This window comes from Psychrobacter pacificensis (genome assembly GCF_900101915.1).
GTDB classification, from domain to species: Bacteria; Pseudomonadota; Gammaproteobacteria; order Pseudomonadales; family Moraxellaceae; genus Psychrobacter; species Psychrobacter pacificensis.
The window spans coordinates 119,239-144,783 of the sequence record NZ_FNAL01000004.1; the positions used below are offsets into that span (position 1 = coordinate 119,239).

General features: G+C 42.4%; 23 protein-coding genes, 1 other RNA gene and 1 pseudogene. 15 read left to right on the forward strand and 10 right to left on the reverse strand.

Annotated features, from left to right (window positions below):
• Positions 1 to 82: 82 nt before the first annotated feature.
• From BLR43_RS03825 to BLR43_RS03840, 4 genes are all read right to left on the reverse strand, one after another.
• Complete coding sequence (locus tag BLR43_RS03825; RefSeq protein WP_093068922.1) at positions 83 to 283, reverse strand: hypothetical protein; 201 nt, start codon at positions 281 to 283, stop codon at positions 83 to 85.
• A gap of 130 nt (positions 284 to 413) precedes the next feature.
• The gene (creC, locus tag BLR43_RS03830) at positions 414 to 2,186 is read right to left on the reverse strand and encodes a two-component system sensor histidine kinase CreC (protein WP_093068923.1); all 1,773 of its coding nucleotides are present in this window, start codon (positions 2,184 to 2,186) and stop codon (positions 414 to 416) included.
• A 16-nt stretch (positions 2,187 to 2,202) separates the two neighbouring features.
• Positions 2,203 to 2,982 (reverse strand): response regulator, encoded by a 780-nt coding sequence (locus BLR43_RS03835; protein ID WP_071003542.1) that lies wholly within the window; start codon positions 2,980 to 2,982, stop codon positions 2,203 to 2,205.
• Positions 2,983 to 3,208: 226 nt separating this feature from the next.
• Positions 3,209 to 4,579 (reverse strand): glycerophosphodiester phosphodiesterase family protein, encoded by a 1,371-nt coding sequence (locus BLR43_RS03840; protein ID WP_071003543.1) that lies wholly within the window; start codon positions 4,577 to 4,579, stop codon positions 3,209 to 3,211.
• Between the two features lie 419 nt (positions 4,580 to 4,998).
• On the opposite strand from BLR43_RS03840, the gene BLR43_RS03845 reads away from it, so the two are divergent.
• From BLR43_RS03845 to BLR43_RS03885, 9 genes are all read left to right on the forward strand, one after another.
• On the forward strand, positions 4,999 to 5,670 hold the full coding sequence (locus tag BLR43_RS03845) for an alpha/beta hydrolase (RefSeq protein ID WP_071003544.1): 672 nt from the start codon (positions 4,999 to 5,001) through the stop codon (positions 5,668 to 5,670).
• 85 nt (positions 5,671 to 5,755) lie between these two features.
• Positions 5,756 to 6,114, forward strand: a transfer-messenger RNA (tmRNA) gene (gene ssrA, locus BLR43_RS03850).
• Positions 6,115 to 6,490: 376 nt separating this feature from the next.
• Positions 6,491 to 6,742, forward strand: a complete 252-nt coding sequence (locus BLR43_RS03855) for a hypothetical protein (protein ID WP_058024156.1) — start codon at positions 6,491 to 6,493, stop codon at positions 6,740 to 6,742.
• 67 nt (positions 6,743 to 6,809) lie between these two features.
• Positions 6,810 to 7,055, forward strand: coding sequence for a hypothetical protein (locus BLR43_RS03860; RefSeq protein ID WP_093068926.1), 246 nt, complete (start codon positions 6,810 to 6,812; stop codon positions 7,053 to 7,055).
• Between the two features lie 666 nt (positions 7,056 to 7,721).
• Positions 7,722 to 9,350, forward strand: coding sequence for a long-chain fatty acid--CoA ligase (locus BLR43_RS03865; protein ID WP_093068928.1), 1,629 nt, complete (start codon positions 7,722 to 7,724; stop codon positions 9,348 to 9,350).
• A gap of 320 nt (positions 9,351 to 9,670) precedes the next feature.
• The gene (locus tag BLR43_RS03870) at positions 9,671 to 11,095 is read left to right on the forward strand and encodes an aminotransferase-like domain-containing protein (RefSeq protein ID WP_093068931.1); all 1,425 of its coding nucleotides are present in this window, start codon (positions 9,671 to 9,673) and stop codon (positions 11,093 to 11,095) included.
• Between the two features lie 365 nt (positions 11,096 to 11,460).
• Positions 11,461 to 12,750: a CitMHS family transporter gene (locus tag BLR43_RS03875; protein ID WP_093068934.1), complete on the forward strand. Its 1,290-nt coding sequence runs from the start codon at positions 11,461 to 11,463 to the stop codon at positions 12,748 to 12,750.
• 22 nt (positions 12,751 to 12,772) lie between these two features.
• Complete coding sequence (locus tag BLR43_RS03880; RefSeq protein WP_071003549.1) at positions 12,773 to 14,119, forward strand: acyclic terpene utilization AtuA family protein; 1,347 nt, start codon at positions 12,773 to 12,775, stop codon at positions 14,117 to 14,119.
• Complete coding sequence (locus tag BLR43_RS03885; RefSeq protein ID WP_071003550.1) at positions 14,116 to 14,415, forward strand: AtuA-related protein; 300 nt, start codon at positions 14,116 to 14,118, stop codon at positions 14,413 to 14,415. The genes BLR43_RS03880 and BLR43_RS03885 overlap by 4 nt, the downstream gene beginning before the upstream one ends.
• 218 nt (positions 14,416 to 14,633) lie before the next feature.
• Here BLR43_RS03885 and BLR43_RS14000 read toward each other — a convergent pair.
• Both BLR43_RS14000 and BLR43_RS03895 read right to left on the reverse strand, forming a co-directional pair.
• Positions 14,634 to 15,044, reverse strand: a pseudogene (locus BLR43_RS14000) (transposase); the annotation flags it as partial.
• 116 nt (positions 15,045 to 15,160) lie between these two features.
• Positions 15,161 to 16,453, reverse strand: coding sequence for a hypothetical protein (locus BLR43_RS03895; protein ID WP_093068936.1), 1,293 nt, complete (start codon positions 16,451 to 16,453; stop codon positions 15,161 to 15,163).
• A gap of 692 nt (positions 16,454 to 17,145) precedes the next feature.
• Between BLR43_RS03895 and BLR43_RS03900 the strand changes: the two genes are divergently transcribed.
• From BLR43_RS03900 to BLR43_RS03925, 5 genes are all read left to right on the forward strand, one after another.
• Positions 17,146 to 18,060, forward strand: coding sequence for a YagK/YfjJ domain-containing protein (locus BLR43_RS03900; protein WP_093068937.1), 915 nt, complete (start codon positions 17,146 to 17,148; stop codon positions 18,058 to 18,060).
• A gap of 468 nt (positions 18,061 to 18,528) precedes the next feature.
• Positions 18,529 to 19,521 (forward strand): DUF932 domain-containing protein, encoded by a 993-nt coding sequence (locus BLR43_RS03910; RefSeq protein ID WP_093068940.1) that lies wholly within the window; start codon positions 18,529 to 18,531, stop codon positions 19,519 to 19,521.
• Positions 19,522 to 19,617: 96 nt separating this feature from the next.
• The gene (locus BLR43_RS03915; protein ID WP_093068947.1) at positions 19,618 to 20,730 is read left to right on the forward strand and encodes a YqaJ viral recombinase family nuclease; all 1,113 of its coding nucleotides are present in this window, start codon (positions 19,618 to 19,620) and stop codon (positions 20,728 to 20,730) included.
• A 127-nt stretch (positions 20,731 to 20,857) separates the two neighbouring features.
• Complete coding sequence (locus BLR43_RS03920; protein ID WP_093068950.1) at positions 20,858 to 21,766, forward strand: recombination directionality factor; 909 nt, start codon at positions 20,858 to 20,860, stop codon at positions 21,764 to 21,766.
• Positions 21,767 to 21,916: 150 nt separating this feature from the next.
• Positions 21,917 to 22,168 (forward strand): helix-turn-helix transcriptional regulator, encoded by a 252-nt coding sequence (locus BLR43_RS03925; protein WP_227674238.1) that lies wholly within the window; start codon positions 21,917 to 21,919, stop codon positions 22,166 to 22,168.
• 101 nt (positions 22,169 to 22,269) lie between these two features.
• On the opposite strand, the gene BLR43_RS03930 is transcribed toward BLR43_RS03925, so the two are convergent.
• Together BLR43_RS03930 and BLR43_RS03935 are read right to left on the reverse strand one after the other, a co-directional pair.
• A complete protein-coding gene (locus tag BLR43_RS03930) occupies positions 22,270 to 22,452 on the reverse strand; it encodes a hypothetical protein (RefSeq protein ID WP_093068959.1) in 183 nt (60 codons plus the stop codon).
• A 115-nt stretch (positions 22,453 to 22,567) separates the two neighbouring features.
• Positions 22,568 to 22,993: a hypothetical protein gene (locus tag BLR43_RS03935; protein WP_227674239.1), complete on the reverse strand. Its 426-nt coding sequence runs from the start codon at positions 22,991 to 22,993 to the stop codon at positions 22,568 to 22,570.
• A gap of 99 nt (positions 22,994 to 23,092) precedes the next feature.
• Here BLR43_RS03935 and BLR43_RS03940 point away from each other — a divergent pair, with 99 nt between their 5' ends.
• Entirely contained in the window at positions 23,093 to 23,737 is a 645-nt protein-coding gene (locus tag BLR43_RS03940) for an SOS response-associated peptidase (RefSeq protein ID WP_093068961.1), read from the forward strand.
• Positions 23,738 to 23,845: 108 nt separating this feature from the next.
• On the opposite strand, the gene BLR43_RS03945 is transcribed toward BLR43_RS03940, so the two are convergent.
• Together BLR43_RS03945 and BLR43_RS03950 are read right to left on the reverse strand one after the other, a co-directional pair.
• Positions 23,846 to 24,754, reverse strand: a complete 909-nt coding sequence (locus tag BLR43_RS03945) for a hypothetical protein (RefSeq protein ID WP_093068964.1) — start codon at positions 24,752 to 24,754, stop codon at positions 23,846 to 23,848.
• An 8-nt stretch (positions 24,755 to 24,762) separates the two neighbouring features.
• Positions 24,763 to 25,494, reverse strand: a complete 732-nt coding sequence (locus BLR43_RS03950; protein WP_093068967.1) for a YaaW family protein — start codon at positions 25,492 to 25,494, stop codon at positions 24,763 to 24,765.
• Between the last annotated feature and the right edge of the window lie 51 nt (positions 25,495 to 25,545).

The window sequence follows — 25,545 nt, forward strand, 5'->3', positions numbered from 1 at the left end:
AGAAATGATAAAGGGCTTTTTTATGTCCCAATAAAATACAGGGGTTACCTAAAAACAATCAACGTGCTGAGCGAGCAAGATATCAGGCTGCCAATCGATATTCATCAATAGCTATACATTGCTGATGCCGAAAGACCAGTAATAATTGCTGACTAGGAATCGCTAGCCAATGTCCAAACTCAATACTACCGACACCTTGGCTGGATAGTATCTGCGCGCAGTGATGACGGCTGAGGCCGATTAGGTGCTTGATGATAGGGTTATCAGTTAATTGACGTGACATAAATGTTCTCCTTCTAATCTGCTTTACGGATTTGATGGTTCAATAGATCTTAGTGCTATCGTAAAATAAAGAAGTAGAAATCCTGTGCAGTCATGATGGAAAATTGATGAACTGTTATCAATGCCTATTCTTAAGCCAGGGGCAGGGTAATACTAACCATCACACCAGAACGCTGATTTTTACCAGTATCAGTTTTATCAGTGCCAATTTCATTATCATTAGCATGGATATTATCAATAGTTACCTGACCGCCATGATGCTCAATGACTTGCTTCACTAAAGTGAGTCCAAGACCGGTGCCTTTTTTGAGAATACTATCGGACTGTTTTGAGCCAGCTTTGTGATGTGCTGAACCTGTATCTAGCGTATAGGTTGTATTCTGATTTTTCACTTGCTGAACAGAATGGCTTTGATGAGATAGGCTAAAATAACGCTCAAAAGCTTTTTCAATAGCATAATCAGGCAATAGCTTTCCATCATTAAATATATCGATGATTACCGTTCGCGCTGTGCTGTGCAACGAGATATCAACCGTGTTATCAGCAAAATGAATGGCATTATCCAGCACATTTTGTAAGACTTGTACCAACCAAAATTGGTCAGCAAACACACTGGTAGAGGCCAATAATTCTGCTGGTAAGTTTGTAGTGTTTGTCATGTGCTGATCATCGATGTATATATCGATAGGTTGTAGATTCTGCTGTTGCTGCTTAGCGGTATTGTCTTTTATTAGAGTCTGTAATAATGGCAGTAGCGGCGTTAGCTGACGACTGAGCTTAAAAGTAGGCTGTTCAACTTTTGCAAGCAACAGTAGTCGGTCGATGAGCTGCTGCATTTTTACGCTTTGCTCACCAACCGTCTCAATGAGCATCTGCCGATCATCCTGATCAAGCATATGACCATCTAGTCCATCATCTTCTAACAGCTCACTACTGGCGCGAATGGCGGTTAAAGGGCTTTTTAACTCGTGAGTGAGTGTATGCACATAATCAGTGACATAAGCACGATTCTCTAGTCGATGCTTCATAGTCTCAATGGTATCTGTCAGGCTGTTTAGCTCATGACCCAGATAAAAATAGGGTTTTTTGGTGTCTTCTGCCAGCGAACTGGTATATTGAGTCACCAAGGTAATACTTTGCTTGAGCCACCATGCGATGAGACCTGCTAAAATGAGGGCAGCCGTGCTGATAAATAGCACTGTGATCAGCATGCGGTTACGTGTGTCGTCCAAATAAGGTAGCACGCTGGCGACAGGTTTGCCGACGCTGACCACGCCGATAATCTCGCCAGACATATTCTTTATTGGCTGTGCGACATACATGACCGAGCCATCACGCTGCTGGTTATCCCGCAGCGTACTTCTTGCACCGTACTGACCTCTTAATGTGAGATAGACATCATTCCAGCGCCCATAGTTTTGTCCCTCATTATTATCAGGTTGGGGTAGCGAATCATAAATGACCCTGCCGCTGCTGTCTGTTACATATACCCGAAAGCTACTATAGCTTTTGGTTTGATTGACAGCGCCTAAGTGCTCGTTAGTCGCCGGTATGCCCACAAATGCAGTATCGAGCTGTGCTTGATACGCTTCATCGTATAGCTCGCCCGTAGCCAATGGCACTTGCAGGCTAGCGGCTAGTAATTTACTGGTGTCTAATAGCGTGTCTTCGATGACCTGCTGGGCGGTTGGCTTAACGTAGCCAAATAATTGAGTAAAAACAACAATGCCACAAATGATGAGTACCAAAGCGACCGCCAGCCAAATCCTAAAAAATATACTTAAATTGAGCAGTCGTTTACGCTTAGGAGTTTGCTGCACAGTACCAATGGGATGCAATTTGGCATACCAATTGTTTTGGTCGTTATGAGTATCGCTCTCAGCATTATTGGCATTATGATTCATAAATTAGCAGCTATTATTAAGCTGGACATAATGCGTAACCCAGTCCACGATGTGTATGAATGACTTCAATACTCGTATCAATAGTCGCAAGTTGCTTACGAATCGACTTGATATGGCTGTCTATCGTGCGTGCTAGGCGATGATCAGGATAATCACTAACTGCGTTAAGCAGCTGCTCACGGCTAAAGACTTGATTCGGTGCTTGTAATAAGGTGAGTAAAACTTTGCGCTCGGTGTTACTAAGTTCCAGCTTTTGCTCTTGCCACGTTAATGAATAATTAAGCGGCTGATAGTGCCAAACGCCGGATTGGTTTTCAAACGTTAATGCTTGTCCTGATAGATTATTCGAGGAGGTGCTGTCAGTGCTGTCATTTGAGCTTACGGTATGAGAGCCTGACTGTTGAATCAGCTGTTCACGTCGCCAAATGGCTTTTAGGCGTGCGACCAATTCACGTGGACTAAAGGGTTTGGCACAGTAATCATCGCCACCCATCTCCAACCCTAAAATACGATCGACCTCATCGCTACGTGCAGTCAAAAATACAATAGGCAAGTCTTTTAAGGCGTCGATATCAGGTGTATGACGTATTTGTTGGCACAGACTCAGACCATCGCCATCTGGCAGACCGACATCCATAATGATCGCCGATAGATCTTGTGCTTCATGACTATGCAGCATGGGTAACACACTACTGGCATTATCCAGCCAAGTCATCTGCCAGCCTTCGCGCTTGCAGGTAACCTTAAGCGACATCGCGATCGCAGGATCATCTTCTACCAGTAAAATATGGGTCATAGTCTCTACATCATCTTATAATCTTAGTAAATTATCGTAGCACAAAACAGCAGGATGCTCCTGCTACTAGGAACCGAATGGTGTGAAAAGTTAATGGAAAAGTAGGGTGCTCAGTAGATGGTTTTCGGTGTAATCATTTTAATGCATTTAACAAAAAGGCCAGCTCAATGGATAAGCTAGCCTCGGTAATACAAACTAAGCGTGATTATCTATTAATAGACTAAATCTATTTAAGACCTTTGCAATTGGCGTAATAGCTTACCGTAGCGGGCCAGTCTGAAAAAATGCCTTGGACACCGACATCCTGCGCTAGTACGTCAATATAATTCATCATATCACCATCATTGTTGATAGCATCTCCAAGACCGCTATAGTACCAATCGCCACCGTCGGTTAATGGTCCTGAACGCTCTATCGACCACGTAATGATTTTTAGACCATTGGCTTTGGCTTGTTTTGCGTATTCTGATGGTTGCATATTGCCTTTACCGTCAGTAGTGACTAATAACCAAAGCGCCGGTGCAATGGTATTGATGCCGCGTGCTTTGATATCAGCCAATGAATGTCTCCAAGTGCTTGCGTCGTTTTTATTAAAAGTTTTATCGTCAGCGGTCTCATTGCTGTCATCAATCAGATAGACGGCATTAGCCCCATAAGCTGGCTCGTTTTTGATCCAGTAATCCAGATCTTCTATATTGAATGACTGGGCAAATACATCACTTGCAGGCACGCCCGCTGCCTTATAAGTATCTATCAGCTGTTGGCGATAATCGTCTAAACGATAGCCATTAAACGGCATGGTCACGGCTGGTGCTTTTAGCTCAGGCGTGTGCTTCATGCCTAGCTGGCGTGCCAATGCGATATGCTCTTTTAACGTCAATACCTGACCATTTTGTGAATACAAGTCCGTTCGCCACGGTGCGGTTGCATTCATATACTCGCTAATACTGGTTGCTTTTTTATTGGCAGCATCCATCTTACCCGTCAAGGTTTTAAATTGAGCGGCACTGATATCTGAGGTGCGACATTCGATACTATCGGCATTGGTAAGTTTACCCTGAGCATCCAATACAGGCGGTACGGTACATTGCTTGGCCAGCGGCGTGGTCAAAATATTAGTCGTGGTGTGCAAATCGTTTTGGGCATGACGACAGACAAGCTCACCGTCATTGGTAAATGCAACATCACATTCTAAGATGCCAGCACCCATTTGTGCTGACGCCACGTAACTATCATAAGTATGTTCAGGTAGCTGTAATGGCGCACCTCGATGCGCAATAGAGAAGTCCGTCTTACTTGGTAGTTGCCCCCTGCACGCCTGTAGCTCTTGTTTTAGTGGTCCCTCATCCATATCATTTATCAGATAAAACGGACGCACGCCATAGGTATATGCGACAGGTGAGGACGGTTGCGGCTGTGATTGCAGTTGCGCTATTGATGAAGAGGCTTTTGATGTGAGTGTTGAGCGGCTATCAGTAGTGCAGCCTACTATTAGTAATGAGGTGACAAGCGTTAAAGGTAAGGCGAGATGAATCTTATTGACTTTAGCCAGCGTGTGCTTACTCAGCTCAAGCGCTGATTTATTAGAAATTGTCATGTAAAATGTTCCTGCAAAATTATAAAAAATCCCATCGGACGTAGGGATAGGAATTAAAAGATTAGCGTTTGACTATTGGTTGCTACTTGCTGTTTGCTAAAAGAAACTAAAGGCCTTGCATTCTTGTATGAGCTTAGTTTTGTAAGAACTTAACATTAATGCAGATACAATTGTAGGAAAATGTACTAAAGAGTAGACAGTTGACAGTATATAAGCTTGATAGTACTGGGCTTATCGGTCATAAAATCATACGTGTCTTCTTATACTGTTCTCATTTTCGCTATTGTCCATTTAGTACCTCACTATTGACATATTCTCAAACTAACAGATGATATTGACCATATAATGACACATACATTATTTTGACAAAAAACATAGAAATGCTTAGGGCATATCTCACTACATTATTAAGGATAACTATGAGTAACTATTTAGACGCCGTCGTCGTTGAGCACAATCCCTCTCAAAAAAAGATAGATCGCGCGGTGATTTGGCTACACGGCTTAGGTGCTAGCGGTCATGATTTTGAGCCAGTTGTGCCGCAGCTTGGCTTGGCTGATGATATGGCAGTACGTTTTATCTTTCCACATGCACCAAAACGCCCAGTAACCGTAAATGGCGGCATGGTGATGCCAGCATGGTACGACATCATAGAGATGAGTCTGGAGCGCAAAGTAGATGTGGCTCAGATTGAAGAGTCTGCTCAGCAGATACAAGATTTGATTAGCCGTGAGATTGAGCGCGGCGTATCACCAGAGCACATCGTTATTGCCGGATTTTCGCAGGGCGGGGCGGTGGCGTATCACGTGGCACTTGGCTACCCAGAGCGCTTAGCTGGCTTGATGACGCTCTCCACCTACTTAGCGACCAATGACAATATTGAGTATAGTGCTGCCAATAAAGACATGCCGATTCTGATTGAGCATGGTACGCATGATCCAGTCGTGCCTGTCATCCTAGGCGAGCATGCGCAGCAGTTATTGACGAGCAAAGGCTACAACGTTGAATACCATACTTACTCGATGGCACATCAAGTCTGTATGCCGCAGATTCAAAATATCGGCAAATGGCTAAACACCGTCTTGGCTTAAGATGATTCGCTGTAACGTAATGTAATAAGGGTTATGTATAGGTTGAAAAACCATCAATAAATCCTATATAATAGTCAGTCTTATTGGGGATGTTCTGGCTTCGACGCTGGTGATGAAACTCAATGATGCATGTCGAGAGTGTATGTCCTCTCGTTAATCAAACATATATTGTTATAGTCGCAAACGACGAAACTTACGCTCTAGCAGCTTAAACCCTGCTTACTGCGCTGCCGATTACCTATAGTTGGTTAGCCCAGTTGAAGCGTCCGCATATAGGTTCGCCACAAGGGATTGTCTCAATCGCTTGGGTTCAAAAGTAGAGAATCGTCCAATCCATCCTGACTGTCGGATCGGTGCGGATTAAATTTAAAGACAGAAACTAAACATGTAGATTCATGAGCGTAATGCTGGCGGACGCGGGTTCAACTCCCGCCATCTCCACCAAATATTGATAAAGGGCTGACAGTCGCAGATTGTCAGCCCTTTATTTTGCGTGTTTTTTGACTTTCTCTTACCTTATAAAAGGTTGGCTACCATATAGGATGTTGGGGTTATTGTTGGTATTGAAGCTTTTCCAGCTGTTCAATATTAACAAAAAATACTCTGATATCCTTGACCTATATCACGTTACGTAGCATAGATTTCACCATGAAATATCTCGTGCTTATCATCGTCGTAATTAGCTAAAACACTACTCAAGGCAAGCTAGAATTGCTTTTCAGTATGTCTATTTGTAACCTTCAAGTCGAAAAAATATATTGTAGAAAGTGAATTTATCTGTAAAGTATAAAAATAACAGACTAAAAATGAGGGATTAGACATGCTTATCGAACTACAGGGTAGTAGATTGACTCAGGCAATATTAGAGCGGGATGATAATCAGGTATGGTGTGCTGTGAGCAATGTCAGTGACGATCATGCTATGACAGCCATCGATAATGGTTATTACGAATTATTAGTGTCTATCGTGTCTTTGGGTGATGATGGCTTTGTTTGTGATAAAGGCCATCTATGGCAGTACGCTGTACCCGTTAAAAAGGTCGAGCTTACTCAAGATGACGTAGGCTTATAGTTGAATGAACACGGATGTAACCTGATTGTTTGCCTAAATAATCATCTTCATTGTAGGAGTCAGTGGTATGGATAGTGGAATGGTGGGGAGTCAATTAACTCGCTTAATGCTTGAAAATGGCCATCAAGAAATATGGTGTGCCGTGAGTGATGTGAGCGATGAAGACGCTATGGAAGATCAAGTAGGGAACGACTTTACAGCGTGTATCGTAGATTTTAGGGACGGGCAGTTTTATTGCACCGCAGATAATGGTTGGTTTCATGCAGTACCGATTGAGGTACGTGCACTAACGCAAAATGAAGTTGGTTTTTAAAAAAACTTATCAAAGTATTTAGGGCGTGTCCCTAGTTCTTGCTATCCCACCACGAACAAAAAACCGATCATTTAATTTGATCGGTTTTTTTGCATTATGTGGTATTGCGCAAAGTACCTAAGAAATTTAGGGCGTGTTGAACATTCGCAAATAGGCACTGCTGATCGCTAAAATTGTTCCAGACAAGGCACAAAGCGACGATAATGCAGATGCCTTAGCGAGATTTGTAACGCAGTATGGGGCAATTTTAGCATCAGCCCCAACGATAAAAGCAGGGGACAGGACTCTTTTTTGCCGCTTCATCGTTAAAAATAAGCGCTTAGAGTGACTAAGCTTATTATTTTTAACATCGAATCGCCTAAAAAATAGTCGCTGTCAGTGCCATGGTCGAATGTTCAACACGCCCTAATGAGTTTAGAGCAATTCAACGATTTTTTATTGATGATTAATGTAGTTAGCTGTTTGGTAAATTAGTAGGAAAAGGAAAATAGAGTATTAGCAGCAATATATAAATAATGAACAGCCGTTTATTTTAATGGAGGGCGATCATAATATTATCTTGTCTTGACACACAATTCTGATTATTCTTAATTGTGGTTTATTTTTAGTATTAGAGGATACATGAATAAAAATAAGCGAACTTTTAACAACGACAGGGAATGTACTATGTTAGGAAAAATGATGTATCAGCCATTGCTGATCAGTGGTCTAATCGAACACGCTGCCCGCTATCATGGCGATACAGCAGTTTTGTCCAAAGAAGTCGATGGACAAATGACTCATACTAATTGGCTTACGATTTCGAATAATTCAAAACGGTTGGCCAATGCCTTAGCTGCCCTCGGACTTAAATCATCAGAGCGCTTAGCCACATTGGCTTGGAACAATCGCCGTCACTTAGAAGCTTGGTATGCGATTTCAGGCAGTGGCATGGTTTGCCACACTATCAATCCACGTCTATTTCCTGAGCAGCTTAGTTACATTATCAATGATGCTGATGACCGCGTGCTATTTTTTGATGTCACATTCCTACCGCTTATCATGGCGATTAAAGAAGATATTAAAGGGATTGAGCACTTTATCTGCTTGAGCGCTCGAGAGGACAGTGTCGTCGCAAAACTGCCTGAGGTGTTATTCTTTGATGAGTTATTAGCTGAGTACTCTGCTGACTTTGATTGGCCTCAGTTTGATGAAGCCATTGCCAGCTCGCTTTGCTATACCTCAGGAACGACAGGCAATCCTAAAGGGATTTTATATACGCACCGCTCTTCTGTGCTTCATGCGATGGCACTCTGTATGCCGGACGTATCGGGTTTATCTGCGCAAGACGTCCTACTCCCTGTAGTACCGATGTTCCATGTCAACGCGTGGGGAACCCCTTATGCGGCTGCATTAACTGGCTGCTCTCTGATGCTCCCAGGTCCCAATCTGGATGGTGATAGCCTAGTATCTCTCATTGATGATTATAAGGTGACGGTTGCGTTAGGCGTTCCCACGATTTGGCAAAGCCTATTGACCGCCGCTAAAGCCAGAGGCAGTAAGCTTGATAGTATGACGCGGACCATTGTCGGTGGCGCCGCTTGTCCACCATCAGTGATTAAAACGTTTAGAGAAGACTTTAATTGCGATGCGGTACACGGCTGGGGTATGACGGAGACCAGTCCACTTGGAACGATGAATCAAATAAAAGCTAAGCATAAATCACTGAGTAAAGATGAGATTGACGAGCTACGTAACTCTCAAGGACGTCCACCGTATGGTGTTCAGTTACGTCTCATAGACACTGATGAGCCACTTAAGCCAGTCAAAGAGGATGGAGTGTCTCAGGGTCGCTTGCAGATCAAAGGTCACTGGATTATCAACGATTATTATACAGAGAATCCTGATGCCATTACAGAAGATGGCTGGTTTGACACGGGTGATATTGCAACTATTGATGCTGATGGTTATATGAATATTCGTGACCGATCAAAAGATTTAATTAAGTCTGGTGGAGAATGGATCTCCTCAGTAGAGCTTGAAAATATCGCTGCCGGCCATCCACAGATAAAAATGGCAGCTGCTATCGCCGCAAAACATAAAAAATGGGGAGAACGTCCGGTACTGATTGTGGTAAAAGAAGAGAATGCAGAACTCGATGAGTCACAAGTGCTAAGTTTTTATGAAGATAAAATTGCTAGCTGGCAGATACCTGACAAAGTTATTTTTGTAGAGAACATCTTACTAAACGGTGCCGGAAAAATGGTGAAAAAAGACTTGCGTGATGAGTATGGTGATGCGCTATTAGAGGCGTAGCTTTCTGCTTTTAAGATACCATTCATGATATCCCTGATTGGTGTTAAAAAATCTTAGCCATCAGATACTATGATGGTAATCACGATCAAAAGGTTGTTTACGCTCATAGCGTAGACAACCTTTTTTAGTGTTTTTTTCTGAGTTACCAAAATAAGCCTTATCGCGCGATGCTCAGTGACTTGGCGACTTGAGATGAAGAGATACCTTTTCGGTCTGTTCTCTCTTTAATAATATCAATTTTGATATCCAGATTATAAACTATAGGTCTTTCAGTTGTGATATTTTCCTCACATGCTACTACTCTATTTTAGAAATAGCATTTGCGAAAGCGAGTACGTACTGAGCGTGGTGGTTGCTCAACATGGAGTGTGACAGTGAAAAAGTTCGAAGAAATTTGTCTCATTGTGATTGACGATATCAAGTCTGGACGAAAAAAAGTAGGAGACAAGATACCCTCCATTCGAGCGATGGCCGAAAAACATAAGGTGTCCAAAAACACCGTAATCACGGCTTATAACAAGCTGCTTGAGCAGCACTGGATCAAAGCGCTGCCCAAATCGGGTTTTTATGTGGGAGAGGATTTGTCCAACACACCCATGCTAAACGCGACCCCGTTTTATACAGGTATTGACTTGTTGGAGCAACAAATGGTCAACCAGTCGCATCATAAGCCTGGGGCCGGCCGCTATCCCAAAGAGTACATGGATAAGCTCAACCTTGAGCGCTATTTGGGGCCGGCTAGTGACCGTTTTGGGAGTGAAAGCGCTGAGGTGGCACATTTTGATCGTGGTAATGGCGATCCTGCTGGCAATGTATTACTGCGAGGGCTGCTGGTCGACATCCTAAGCAAGCGCGCTATGACGGTTGAATCGCAAAATGTTCTATTGACCTATGGCACCAATCACAGTTTGGACTTGATCATTCGGCACTTTTTGACCAGCGGCGATCCAGTCATCGTTGAGTCTCCCGGATATTATCCGCTATTTAGTAAGCTTGAATTACATCAAGTCGCTATTAATACCATTAAGCGAACCAAATTGGGCATAGACGCTAATCATTTAGAAGCCCTTATTATTAAATCTCAGCCCAAGATTTTATTTTTGCAGCCTTTTGCACAAAACCCGATGGGTACAGATTTGACGTCTCAGAATATGGCAGAGATTCAGGCATTATGCACCCAATATAATGTGATTATTGTGGAAAACGACCCGTTTTTATTGGCAAGAGACGACGCTGCCAGTTACTTTTTTAATCAAACCTGTCCTGTGATTTATGTCAGTAGTTTTTCAAAAACCGTCTCTGCGTCGATCAGATGTGGTTTTGTCGTCGCCTCCAAATCGGTGATCAAATCACTCACACGGCTTAAGATGATTACGGTGATCAATACCTCATCCATCATGGAAAATATCCTCAACCATCTGATCACCAGTGGCGCTTTGACCAATCATTTGCAAGCGCTCAAGCATCTGTCTGCGGAGAAGTCAGCCACTGCCATCACTCAGCTAAACAAAATCGACGGCCTGACGCTTTATCCGCATAATCCCAGTGGTAATTTTTTGTGGTTTCGTATTCCGATGGACGATAAAAAGGCGGTAGAAGCCGCAAAGAGTCATAATATTTTCATCGCGCCTGGTAGTTTGTTTTTCCCCTCCGATCCGACGTATTTTGCCTTAAGAGTCAATAAATTCTATATAGACAAAACCACGGTTAAGTTTATTAAAACTGCTATTTTTAACCATCATTAACGCTTATGTTTATGCGTTATATCAAAGCATACTTTTTGCTTTTGACAGTGTGGGAGATAGTTTTTGTTTAATAACATGATACAAAACCTGCCAGTATTTCTTAAAAATGCATCGATAATGACCGATATTTTTGTCATTTTGTTTGATGAATCGCACCGCCCATTTTCCTAGTAACTGCCTGCCATAGCACAGAAATGTGTGCCCAAAACGGGTACAGTTTCCTGTCAAAACGTTCATCTGTACCCTTGGAAGCCTCCTGCACCCGTGATATTTCTAATAAAGCTGATGCCAGTGAGTCACCGATGGAGAGGTGAGCTGGTCATGATATCACATGGAAGAGATTAACGTTCACAAGGAGAAGGACTGTGTTGGCACTATTGGGATTTTTGACGATTTTCGTGTTTTTGGCGTTGATACTTACTAAAAAAGTATCCGTCATTGTGGCGCTTATTCTTGTGCCTGTCGTTTTTGCTTTAATCGGCGGCTTTGGCGCAGAGCTTGGGGGCTTTATGCTAGACGGCATCGTAGGTGTGGCACCAACGGGTATCATGCTGGGGTTTGCCATTTTGTTTTTTGGCGTGATGAACAATGCAGGTTTGTTTGATCCGCTTATCTCGCGGGTATTAACACTGGTCAAAGGCGATCCTGTCAAAATCTGTATCGGCACCGTGGTGATCGCCATGGTGGCGCATTTGGATGGCTCGGGCGCCTCGACGTTTTTAATCACCATTCCAGCCCTACTACCGCTATATGACAAGCTGGGTATGAAGCGAATCATACTGGCGGGTTTGGTGGCGCTTGGCGCAGGTACGATGAACATGACGCCTTGGGGCGGCCCAACTGCACGTGCGGCGGCGGCTTTAGAGGTGAGTACCGCGCAGTTATTTAATCCGCTTATTCCTGCGTTTGTGGTAGGTGTAGTTTGGATTGTATTTGTGGCCTATCTTGTGGGCAAAAAAGAGCGCAAACGCTTGGGCGTTCAAGACATGGAGCACAGCTTGCATGATGAGCTGACGGAAGAAGCGCGCGATATGCGTCGCCCCAAGCTATTTTGGTTCAATTTGATATTGACCATAGTTACTATTGTGGCGTTGGTGCAAGTTTGGCTACCGCTGCCAATCGTCTTTATGCTGGCATTCGCCATCGCTGTGCTTATCAATTATCCCAAGCCTAATGATCAAATGGATCAGATCAAGTCGCAATCGGTTGGCATGATTACCGTGGTGTCCATCATTTTTGCGGCAGGCATCTTTACGGGCATTTTATCAGGGACAGAGATGATTTCTGCGATGGCGACGGCGCTGGTGCAGATCATTCCAGACGCGGTGGGCGGTTCAATGGGCGTCATCGTTGCCGTCTTGAGCATGCCTTTAAGCCTCGTCTTTACGCCTGATGCCTATTATTTTGGGGTGATGCCGATTTTGGCACAGACCGCGAGTGCATACGGGCTGGATCCTGTCCAAATTGGTCAAGCGTCTATGCTGGGACAAATGACCACAGGATTCCCGCTCAGTCCGCTGACCGCATCGACGTTCTTGTTGATTGGCCTTGCGGGTGTGGAGTTGGGCGATCATCAAAAGTTTGTCTTTAAATGGGCGTTTGGTACCACGCTGGTCATGACCATTGTGGCGATAGTCACAGGCGTGATCATTTAAATAAAATAATCAGGAGTAAGGAATGAAAACCATCAAAATTGGGTCTGGCGCAGGTTATGCTGATGACAGATTGACGCCTGCGCTTGATGTTATGACCTACGGCGACGTGGACTATATCGTGTTTGAATGCTTGGCTGAGCGTACCATTGCCATTGCCCAGCAGCGCAAAATGCAGCAGCCAAACGAGGGTTATGACCGTTTACTTAAGTATCGTATGGCGCAAGTACTGCCGCTGTGTGTCGAAAAAAAGGTCAAAGTCATCAGCAATATGGGGGCTGCCAACCCCAAAGCTGCTGCCGAAACAATCAAACAGATCGCCGAGCAGCAAGGGTTTCATGGTTTAAAAATCGCTGCTGTCACAGGTGATGATGTGTTTACAGACATTGTGCGTTATCAGAATGAGACACTGCTGGAAAACGATCGCACCATTGCAGATCTTGGCGATTCTATCGTCTCGGCCAATGCATATATTGGTGCCAAAGGTATCGTGCAAGCATTGAGCGCTGGCGCAGATATCGTCATCACGGGCCGCGCCGCCGATCCGTCGCTCTTTTTGGCGCCGATGGTGTATGAGTTTGGCTGGTCTTTTGACGATACCGATTTGATGGGCAAAGGCACAATTGGCGGTCATTTGATGGAGTGCGGCGCTCAGATCACAGGTGGTTATTTTGCAGATCCTGATTATAAGGAGGTACCTGAGCTTTGGAATGTTGGCTTTCCTATCTTGGCGGTGACAGAGGACGGAGAGTATACCGTGTCCAAGCTGCCCAATGCTGGCGGGTTGGTCTCTGAGGCGACGGTAAAAGAGCAGTTGCTGTACGAAATTCATGATCCTGCCCGCTATCTTACCCCAGATGTGATTGCTGATTTTTCTAACGTGTCTGTGAAAGCCATTGATAACGATGTGGTTCAAGTGTCTGGCGGATCAGGCAGGCCCAAAACAGGTCTATTGAAAACCAGTATCGGCTATAAAGATGGCTATATCGCAGAAGCGGAGATCAGCTACGGCGGTTCAGGGGCAGTCAAAAGGGCCGCGCTTGCCAAGCGGGTCATTGAAAACAGGCTAGCCGCTGAGCATATTAAACCGATCGAGATACGCTATGACTTTATCGGTCTCAATTCGTTATATAGCAATGAGTTTGCCAGCACGGCGGAGGCGGCCGAGGTGCGACTACGGGTGGCGGCGCGTACCCCGGATAAAACCATGGCACAAGCCATCACCCGAGAGGTCGAGACGCTGTATACCAATGGCCCCGCAGGTGGCGGCGGTATTCGTTCACACATTCAGGCTATCGTGTCCATCGGTTCTATCTTGATTCCAGAAACCGATACGGACATTACTGTCTCATATTGGGAGTCAAATAAATGAAACTACGTGAAATTGCCCATTCTCGCACTGGTGACAAAGGCAATATCTCCAATATTTCTCTGATCGCGTTTGAGGAGACTGATTACGAATTGCTCAAAGATAAAGTAACCGCAGCCGTGGTCAAAGACTGGTTCCAAGATATTGTAGCAGGAGAGGTGATTCGTTATGAGTTGCCAAACTTAAAAGCTTTTAACTTTGTTTTGTATGGGGCATTAGGCGGCGGGGTGACCAAGTCGCTGGCGCAAGATATGCATGGCAAGAGCTTAAGCTCAAAGCTGCTGGACTTGGACATATAGATAAGAGTTGCGAATCATAGATACAGCAAAGCCCTGATATCAGGGGCTTTGGCTACTCTATAAGATAGTATAGAACTATGTAATGGTACCCGGAGCCGGAACGGGAGTTAATATATAAGTATTTGATTTATATAATTATTTTATTATTGTAATATTCTGGTATACTTGAGAGTATACTTAATATTATAGTTTGAATTTTACACTGTTTATAAGTAACACATTATGTGTAAGACACACAGCTGAACCTGAGCATTGGGGTAGACGGTGTTAATAGCATCAGGAAAGCCCGTTGAACCATCGACATAGGCGATCAGGATATCTTGTATTCTGCGGTTTTGTAGTTCCGTGAGAACGCTCAGTCAGAACTTAACATCCACATTCCCTGAGAGCCACATACCAAACAGCTCTTTTTTACCGTTAAGAGCGACACCTAGCGCTAAATAGACAGTGTCACTGCGGACGGACTTTTTAGTGTGACCGTTGCGCTTATTGGGCCTGTCCGCTTTCTAATGTTTGGGATAGCCGAGATGGTCTTCCATCTCAGCTGCTAGGGCAGTATCGATAAATGATTGCTTGAGCTACTTCTTGAAGTCTTCAGTGTCATCAAAGCTATTCATGTTACCAGCCATCTGTTCGGCTAGTTTCTTGATGTCAGTTTGCTTGGTCGTTGCTTATTTTCCTGTTGGGGAGTTATAAGCAGTTACACAGTTTTTAGGAAATTCCCGACTCACAAGCAATATTAACTTTAGTCTCTACTTTTTTCTTTGTATTTTAGTGACTCTGAATGTAACCTATCACTTTGATTAGTCACTCGGGCAGTAGGTGTTGCTCTAGATTTGAGTGGTATTCGTCTCTTACTTTGGTTAATTGCTGAAGTTGGCTCCGTTTGAGTAGGGTCTGCACTAGAAGTAGATCCTGAGGTTTTATCTTTGCCTTTTACATTATTATCTTCATTAGAAGTATGTTGGTCTAACTCTTGAGCACCTTCTAAGCAATTAGCTGTATAATTTTCATAAGCATCTTCAATAAACTTGTTCACTAATTTATTTGTTGCGACCTTGTTGTACTTAACAAGCTCTTTTAATTTAGACTGGTTTTTCTTATAGATTTTGATATTGCCGTTATTTGCTTGAACTTTAGATTCATGGTTTTTTCGACCATCCCAAGCTTTTTTCATTTTGTATAGTGTATAGCTTCTTAAAGAGAAACCTTTATTTTCTTTCGTTCCTATTTCAGGACTTTCTATGTTCGAAAGTGAATCTAGATGAGCAAGTATTAGATCATGTTTGTCTTCAATATTTTCGGGGAAAAATATTCCCTGAAGAATTATGGGCCCATCTTTATCATTAAGATAATCGTATGCCCATTCAATTTGGTTATGATTAGAAGGATCAAGCCATCTTAGTTCTTTATCCTTGGTGCGCCCTTTTAAATATGTTGACTTTATTGAAAGTAAATTTGTAGTCATGGGTCGATCATATACTTGTATAGGATCAAAATAACCGAATTTATTATTTGTAGAACTATTAAAAAAAGCGATATTGTACGGTAGATAATTAGTTATTGCGTTTAATAGCTCGTCTCTACCTTTAAAAGCTGCGTACTCAAATATGCCATGAATAAGATTCATAATAAAAATCGAGCTTCGTAAATCGTCTCTAAACCAGTCAAGATAGCTATCTGGTACAACAAACATTGCTTTTGCATCTAATATTTCATTGAATTTAACTATAGGATATTCCCACGTTTGAAGCTCTTTAACAAGAATGTTTTTATAGTCATCATCATCAAAATTCACGTTTTCCCAACTTCTGCCCATCATAATATTATATGTATATAGTAGAGCTTTAGAATCTATAACACTCATTTTTTTCAATTCATCATAAAAATCTTCAATATACTTAGCTCCTTTCTTTATGCTTTTCATGTACAAATCAGACATAGTTCTAAAATATTGTGAGCTATGATATTGCATTGACGCTTGATCGAATGAACTATTTTGATCATTAGATAGCGTGTTTACTTGACTGTTTTCCATGTTATTCCCTCAAAAAATTTATAGATAAAAGCTATCAAATAACTATAATAAGCAAGATTTTATAATAATAAATATCTAGTTTTTTTCTAGCAAATAATATACACAAGGCATGATATTACGCGTTACAGGCTGTCTATAGGTAATATATACACTATAGTGAAAAAAGTCCATAGCGCTTAGTTCGATTTTTTGATTAGATTATTACCTATAATCGGCATTACTACTGGCACATTTCGGATGAGCTCAGATAAACCTGATTAATTCTTGAGGTTAGACTTACTGCGTACAATAACGATTAGCTTTGTTTGAAATTGCTAGTTGAATAGTAAAACTATGGTCATCAGGCATGATTTTAAGTCATAAAGGGCAAGTTTGTATACTAGTTATCTAGGCTTGTTCCTAAACCTAATAGCAGAACATTGTTCAGGTTGATTGATAGTACCATCTAGCTAACTCCATCATGACCATCCGCCTATAGTACAAAGCGATTTCTAGCTGCTCAATTAGTCATCCTTCAATGCCAGCTTAAGAATAGCTGCACTACGGCAGCTCATCCTTAGTAGGTTATTTATATTATTACTTAAACACAGCAGCTACTTGTTCTACTGCTGAGGGTATAACTCTCAGCGATCATCATTATAAAAATACGGACTGTTCCCACCCTATGAATTCAAATCCATAGGAATACCATAATGTCTTACGCACACCTTAACCAACCATTAGTCGTTGCAAAAGTACACAGTTTAGTTATAAGCGTATTAGCGAACGCTATTACATTTAATGAGACTATGAGCAAATTGAACGAGATTTATCTCTCTTTCATGACTCACCTTAATTCTGAGCTATTTTATTCACAACCGATTGTCGCATTTATTTATAGCACCAATGCTATTGTTGGTGATGATTATCCAGAAAACGTTATTTGGAATCATGATAAAACCCAACGATTTATCACTACGTTGTCTTGCTATAAGAATGATATTGACAATGAGCGTCTAGCATTCATTTATCAGGAGACACAAAACCAAGAAAACTTAGGTCACTATGCCAATAATCTTATTAGCCATTATTCAAGGCTTTTATTTGTACGTATAGATTTAAAGTACGCGCAAGCGACTAGCCATCTTGTGAATATTGAGGACTTCAATTGTCACATGAGGAATCTTCGGGATCTTATCGGCAATAAGAAAACGTGCTTTAAGCATTTGCAAGGCAATGCTTGGGCTATTGAACAAGGAGAGAGCAATGGTGGACTACACTGTCATCTACTGCTTATGTACGATGGAGCGAAACGACAGAACGACTGGCATCTTGCTAAAGAGGTCGGTAAGAAGTGGAAGATGATTACTGGTGGACTAGGAGAGTACTATAGCTATCACGATACAGAGCGTAAGCAGAATTATGCACGAAACGGCAAATTAGGTATTGGCATGATTCATCAAAATAATGCTCAGGAGGTTGAAAACGCAGTACGATCAGCTCTTTATTTAACAGAGCCAAATAAATATGAGCAGCGATTAAAATTATGGCTACCAAATATGCGTACTTTCGGTCATGGTGTTTATCGTACGAAAAAACGTAGAGGCTTACCGCCCATATCAAAATGATTTCAAATATATAGTATTCCAATGAAATAAGGCAAGGAGCCACTTCTAATTTGTCTATTAACCTTAATCCACCTTAATTAAAGGCCTGCTTAATCGCAGGCCTTTTTTTATGCGCAAAATAATAGGAGTCATCATGCAAACAATTTGTCCTCACTGCCATTCATCGCGAGTAACGAAAAACATTAATGTTGATAGCACCTTTAGTATTATCGAGCAGCTATGCTCGTCAACGACTTTATCGGGACTTGGCGCTAGCGTCTGTAGGTACTACAAGGTAAATCCTGCTATCGGAATAATCGCAGGTAGTGCTATTGCTTCAACGATTAGCTTAGCTAGAGATAAGCTACAGCCACCTCTTTTAGTTGTCGCTACTAAACCTAGCTATTTATGCAATACCTGTCTAAAAATATTCACTATCTAACTCTCTTATTGAACTACCAACTCAATCAATTTAAAAGGAATACTCTTATGGCACATTTAATCGAAAACATGGCGTACGTTGGCGACACCCCTTGGCATGGCCTTGGTAATCAGCTTCCTAAGAATCAGCCTATCGAGGTCTGGGCACGTGAGGCTGGTATGGACTGGCGTATTGAATCGTCCGATGTCAGCTATATGGCAAACAACGATAAAGGGCAAAGCTTGATCATGCCCTTTGATAGCAATAAGGTCTTATACCGCTCAGATACGCTTGAGCCACTTAGCGTAGTCAGTCAACGCTACCAAGAAGTACAGCCGCGTGAGATCTTAGAGTTCTACCGCGACTTAACCGAGCACTCACATTTTGAGCTTGAAACTGCAGGCATCTTAAAGGGTGGCCGTAAGATGTGGGCATTAGCTCGTACCGGGCAGTCTATGACTTTAAAAGGCGGCGACGTGAGTAATGGCTACCTGCTCTTAGCAACGGCTTGTGACGGAACGCTAGCAACCACAGCGCAGTTCACCAATATACGTGTGGTGTGTAATAACACTCTAGCGGTAAGCCTTGCTGATGGTAGTGGCGGTATGGTGAAAGTACCGCATTCTACATCCTTTGATGCCGATCGCGTCAAGCAGCAACTAGGTGTCTCAGTCAAGCAGTGGAACGAGCACATGTATGAGATGAAGCAGCTGACCCAGCGCCGCGTTACTCAAGCAGAAGCGGCGAACTATCTCAACCGTGTGTTTAATGATCAGGACAATGACATCATTCTGTTTAACAGTGCTAAGAAAGAAAAGGATGCGGTTCCTAATGCTCGCGCCATGAATCAGGTGATGAGTATGTTCAACGGTCAAGGTCGCGGGGCCGATCTCGACTCAGCGCGTGATACCGCTTATGGCCTTTTGTCTGCTATGACCGAGTATGTGGATCATGAGCGTAGAGCGATGTCTACCGATCACAGACTAGACTCTGCTTGGTTTGGCGCAGGCGCTAAGCTTAAAGACAAAAGCTTAGAGGAAGCCTTTAGTCTTATTGCCTAAAGTCTATTGGTACACTTAATAATTAGACCACGCCTAAGCGCGTGGTTTTTTTATGCCTGTTATTTCATTTCAATCAATTTATCGAAGGAGTTCACTATGAACATGATCGCACTAAACACCAGCACACCAGTAAGACGCACTAAGCGTTTAAGCGCTAAAGTCAAAGCGCCTGTAGATGACAAAGCTAAGAGTAAAAATAAGCGGATCGATCCCTCTGCTATTGAGTCTAATACGCCGCTAACCCCTAAGCGTCTGATCAGCACTAAAGACTTAAGCCGTGACGATTGGCTTGCGGTACGCCGTCAAGGAGTAGGCAGTAGTGATGCCGCTGCTGCTTGCGGCATTCATCCTTACTTGTCGATGCTAGAGCTATGGCTGATTAAGACGGGACGCATGACCTCAGACTTAGATGAGAGTATCGACGGCTATGCGCCACTGTATTGGGGTAACACCTTAGAGCCTATGGTGGCTAAATACTACCAAGAAAAGACAGGCAATAAGGTAAGGCGCGTTAATGCCATACTGCAACACCCTGAGCCTGACAAAGCCTTTATGCTTGCCAATCTTGACTACGCGGTAACAGGTAGCGAGGAAGTACAAATACTTGAATGCAAAACCGCTGGGGAGCATGGCGCGAAACTATGGCGTGATGGCGTACCGCTATACGTCACGTGCCAAGTACAGCATCAACTGGCAGTCACTGGCAAACAAGCTGCGCATATCTGTGTGCTGCTATGCGGACACGAAGCGAAGATCTACAAGGTTGAGCGTGATGAGCGCTTGATTAAATCGATCATCGAGCAAGAGCGTCTGTTCTGGCAGTATGTAGAAACGGACACCCCGCCAAGCCCTGATCATAGCGAGTCGGCAGCCAAAGCGCTTAAGCTGCTTTATCCAACGCCTAAGCCCTCAAGCAAGGTTGATCTACGGGAAGATGACGGAGCCAACAAGCTGTTCGATAAATTGCTTAGCTATCGCGCGTCAATGGAAGATCTAGAGCAGCGTCACGATCAAGTCAAGCATCAGCTACAAACGCTGATCAAAGACAATGAAGTGGCCCTCTTTAATCAAGGCGCGATCTCGTGGAAGCGCTCGAAAGACAGTGTTGGCCTTGACAGCAAAGCGGTTATCAAAGCGCATCCTGAGCTACTCAAACGATTTAGTAAAACTAAGCAAGGCAGTCGTCGCTTCGTCGTGCTAAGTGATTAAGTATGTATCCCATCAACCGATACATTAACAACCCAAAAACGAATCAAATAAAGCGCATAAAAGCCCACCTTCATAGGTGGGCTTTTTATTTGCTTTACCCATTCTATTAAACACAAGGAATACCACTATGATTAAAGGTCTAACCATAACTCCGCCCGTACTCGGTCGTATCAGTATCGGACGTGTCATCGTTAAAGACGGCAAACGTCTGCCTGCGAAAGACGATCAATTCACTATTACCAGCCAAGTGCAAAACAAAGACGGCTGGATCAATCATCCCCTAGACGAGAAGCTTCGTAAAAGTGAAACCGATAAGCTTCGTCAAATACCTGTACGTATGCTGTTTAATGATCCTGAGCTAAACCTACGAGCAGAATATACCCTGTTCGATAGGCAAACTAGCAGGCCGCTATGCGTCGGTGATGGTGAGAGCTGCCAGCGTCGAACCAATAACGGTGTGGAGCAGTTGCCGTGTCCGTCCCCTGATCGCTGTTCACTCGCACAAGGCGGGGCTTGTAAACCATACGGTCGTCTCTACGTCAATCTAAGTGAAGACGATGAGCTTGGCACCTTTGTTTTTCGCACAACTGGCTTTAATAGTATTAGAACGCTTGCTGCGCGCTTGCGCTACTTTGCTGCGGTATCTGGTAATAAGCTGTCTTGCTTGCCGCTGCAACTCACCCTACGTGGTAAAAGCACGACGCAAAGCTATCGTACGCCGATCTACTTTGTGGATTTAACGCTACGTGATGGAGTAACGCTCAAGGAGGCGGTATCAGATGCGCAAGCAATTGACAATGAGCTGATTGAACACGGCTTTAATCAAGCAGCATTAGAGGAAGCGGCAAAGCAAGGCTACGTCGATTCATGCTTTGAGATCGATAGCGATGGCTTACTAGATGCTGCTGAAGAGTTTTATCCAATGAATACCGACCAAAGTGATAGTCAAATACAGAGTACTAATGATCACCTATCTACTCATGATGTGACCAGCATTGAGAGAGGGCTACGACAAAGTGTGACAGTGGTGAGCTAGCTGAAAGCCACGGCATAAAAAAGGAGCTGATCCGTCAGCTCCTTTTAATGTGTCAGCCAGATACTGGACAGCATAGGACGCCGTAAAAAAATATAGGACTCGCTAAGTATATGAGAGGAGATGCTCTCATTCACTTATAAGGAGAAAATCATGGACAATTTAAATTCAACACTACCAGTAATCGAGCCATGCAATCATATTCCCCAGCTTTTAAGCATTAAAGATGTCAGTAACTACACTGGTCTTAGTCGTTCTACGATTTATGAGCTGGTCAACGAAGAATCCAATCGCTATGATCCAAGCTTTCCTAAAAAGGTAAAGCTTACTGAGGTGAGGGTAGTGTGGGTAGCAAGTGAGATTGCAGAGTGGATTAATGAAAAAATTAGTGAAAGAGTTTCTTGATATTTTAGTTTAAGTAGGTGAGTCAAGATCACCTACTTTTTTTATAGATTGTAAGAATATTTATACCAGACCTTGGTGACGAGCTATAACCGAAGAATTTTTTACCATTTTGGATATTTTTGATTGCTATCAACAAATGCACTATCTGGTATATCTTCTTCTGAATCGCTATCAAAACGTCCCTGTTTAGCTTTTTCTTGAGCTATATCGTTTCTCTTTTGTTGTTCATGATCATCAAGCTCTTCATTATCGATGTCATCAATAGAATTTTTAAAATTACTCATACCGTTCTACTTTTAAATGTTAATGAAAGTATAGTATCGATTGATCTCATTATTATTTCAAGAATTTTATTTCTAGATGTAATTGAATAGCTTTTGTAGAGTAGGTTAGGTACTGTTAGTGATAGTCTGCTCTATTTAAAAGCTCTTTTTGCTCATCACACACCCTAAGACCTATCTGTATCGCTTCGCTCAGATCAGCGCCTTCTTTAATTGAGTAAGGTACATTGGGCTCAAGTCCGGCTTGCTTTAACGAATCTGATGCTGCCTTATTAAGCGGCGTACCTATATAAGACTCATCCGTGAGATTTTCAGGCAAAAAGAATACCTGACGCCCAATACCTGCGTGAGGTTGACCACAAACAATTTCACCGTACTCAACGGTAAATGGATAAGGCTTATCGTTATCTACTGGCCAAGAAGAGTCTCTCACCGAAATGAATCCTGCACCATAGAGCTCGCCATTTGGTTCTGGTGCAGGAGTACAACCAACTTGCCCCATTAAAGACAAAGCAAACGCAAAAAGTGTTATCTTATAATGCATGCTATACCATCTTTATTTTATTGAATGAGCTGTTACTATACCTAAATTCAACCGAATAATATCGGCTTTTAAGTTAAAGCTTTAAAAGGTATCACTAAAATGTGCGCCAACTTCCAACCTATAAGCCTCAATCAAGCCAAGCTATTCACCAGCTATCAGCTCGATTTCGACTTTAAAGAAGACGTCTATCCAAACTATGACACGCCTTTGCTATTTGCTAACGCTGATGACGAGCAGATGCAATGGCGACAAGCACGCTTTGGCATGGTGCCAAAGTGGGCAGATAGTCTTAACATCACGCGCTACACTTATAACGCGAGAAGTGAGACGGTACATACCAAGCCAAGCTTCCGTGATGCTTGGCTTGGTAGTCAGTTTGCTCTTATACCGGTTCAGACGATCTTTGAGCCGAAATACGTGGATGGCAAAGCTCAGCGCTGGGGTATTCAGCGTACTGATCAAGCGCCTTTTACGATAGCTGCTATCTATCAAGCAGCTAGAATAGGAGGTGAGATTATCCGCTCAATGTCACTACTGACTATTAATGCAGATAATCATCCGTTCATGTCACAATTTCATAAGCCTGATGATGAGAAGCGATCTATTGTCGTTATTGCGCCTGACAAGCACATGGACTGGCTACGCTGTCATCATAGTCAAGCTCACAAGTTCTTGCAGCCCATGAGTGACCAGTTCAACGCAAAGTTTATGCCGAGTAAACCTGCTCAACCTAAGACACTGTAAAATACAGTTTTATGAATGAGTTACTGAGGTTACTTAAATATTACGGAGAGAAAATACTTACCCGGCCTGAAAGTTAAATTTATATAACGTGCAAACTTCAGATAATTTTTATTTAACGTTTTGGGGTATTGATAGTTGCTCATTTGCAGGTTTTTCTAGTAGCTCAACATGTATTTGATTGGTTATGAGATCTAATGCTGGCTGTTTAATTTTAGTAAAATACGATACTTCGCTAGCTTTTAACTCAAAGGATTTAATTCGGTTATTCATAAGATTTAGATAGCCTCTATAATTATTCAATAATATAGAATATTTTTGATGACTGTCCTCAACAAGCGTTTGAGAAAGTTGGTACTGATTAAGCCTATGCGAAAGAATATGCTCTAAATGCATACCTAATGGTAAAATCTCTAACATCTGTTGCACAAAATTTAGTATTAAGCCAATATGCTCTTTGTCTTTAATCTGCTCAGACTCTATTAGGTTGATTAAGTTCAACATAAAAAAATTCATATGGTTCTTAAGATGCATAGAATCCGCAAGCGTTGTATTGGCTAAGGACTCAATAGTTTTCGTATCTTCATCAGATTGTAAAATCAATTTGAGGTTCTGAACCACTGATAAGTACTGACTAACTTTATCAGTATAAAATAATATATTTTGCTCATTTATTGTTTGTGAAACTTCTAAAACTGCGCTTCTTACGACTTCTATTTTTTTACTAAGTATTTGTGTTTGTATTACAGTAGCAACCATAAGTGAGGCAGTAGAAATAGCTTGAGCAGCAACGATCGTGCCTTGGATGCTTGACTGCATTGAACCAAGGTTTTTGACAAAAGTTTCAGTAGTAAGTGCCTGAACTTTTTTGAGAGGAACATGCTGAATAATCCCTTTTGACTCTAGTCCTTTTTTCCAATAGGCAACGCCATCCCTGAAAATAACTTGGTTATTTTTTATGGCCTTGATCAAATCTGCACTAAAACGTTCTTGATCAAATGTAAATATATCAGTTTCCATAATTATTCCTAAAATTCGTCGTAGTCTGAGCTATTTTTAGTATACTTTGTACGCATCATTGCGACGATACAAACGGCAGGTATGGTCACTCGATAAGCAGTTGACGAAAAGTCTTTGATAGTAAGTGGTAATGTAGCTGCAGTTACGATAGGGTTTACTTTGGCCAGCTTAGGAATCATTTTAATACCAGCAAAAATAGCACCTGCACCTGCTACTGCTCCTGCATTACCATTTAACCCAACAGCGTTTTTAACGGTATTCCAAGGTTTAGATTTTAGAGACGTCAGACCGAGTAAACCTTTATCTTCTAAAGTTCGATACATATAACCAATATCGTCCATAGTTAAAACACGTTGGAATAATAACCTAAGTATTTTTTCTTCAACATCGGATATATTGGCTGTATCTTTATGAACATCTACACCTACTTTTTTAGCAACATCGAATACAATTTCTTGATATGTTACACCTTTCCCTCGAGTAAGATTCGCGAATGTATCACCACCGTATAATTGAAGCTCTGCTGCAATAGATTTCCAACTATTCTTATATGCTTGCTCTTTGCTCTCTGGGTACATGGCAATACTCTTATCCAGTGACTTTTTAAGTCCACCTGTCCATTGCTCTTTCCCACTATGGTCTTTTATCAAGGAGTTGGCTAATACCTTTAAATCCTGCCAATCGGCATATTGTAAAAAAGCTAGATCTTTATCTTCACGAAATTTTGATTCTACCGCCATGATTGAGTCGCCATTATTAATTAGTAGAAAAGAGTAGGGTATTGTTGGATA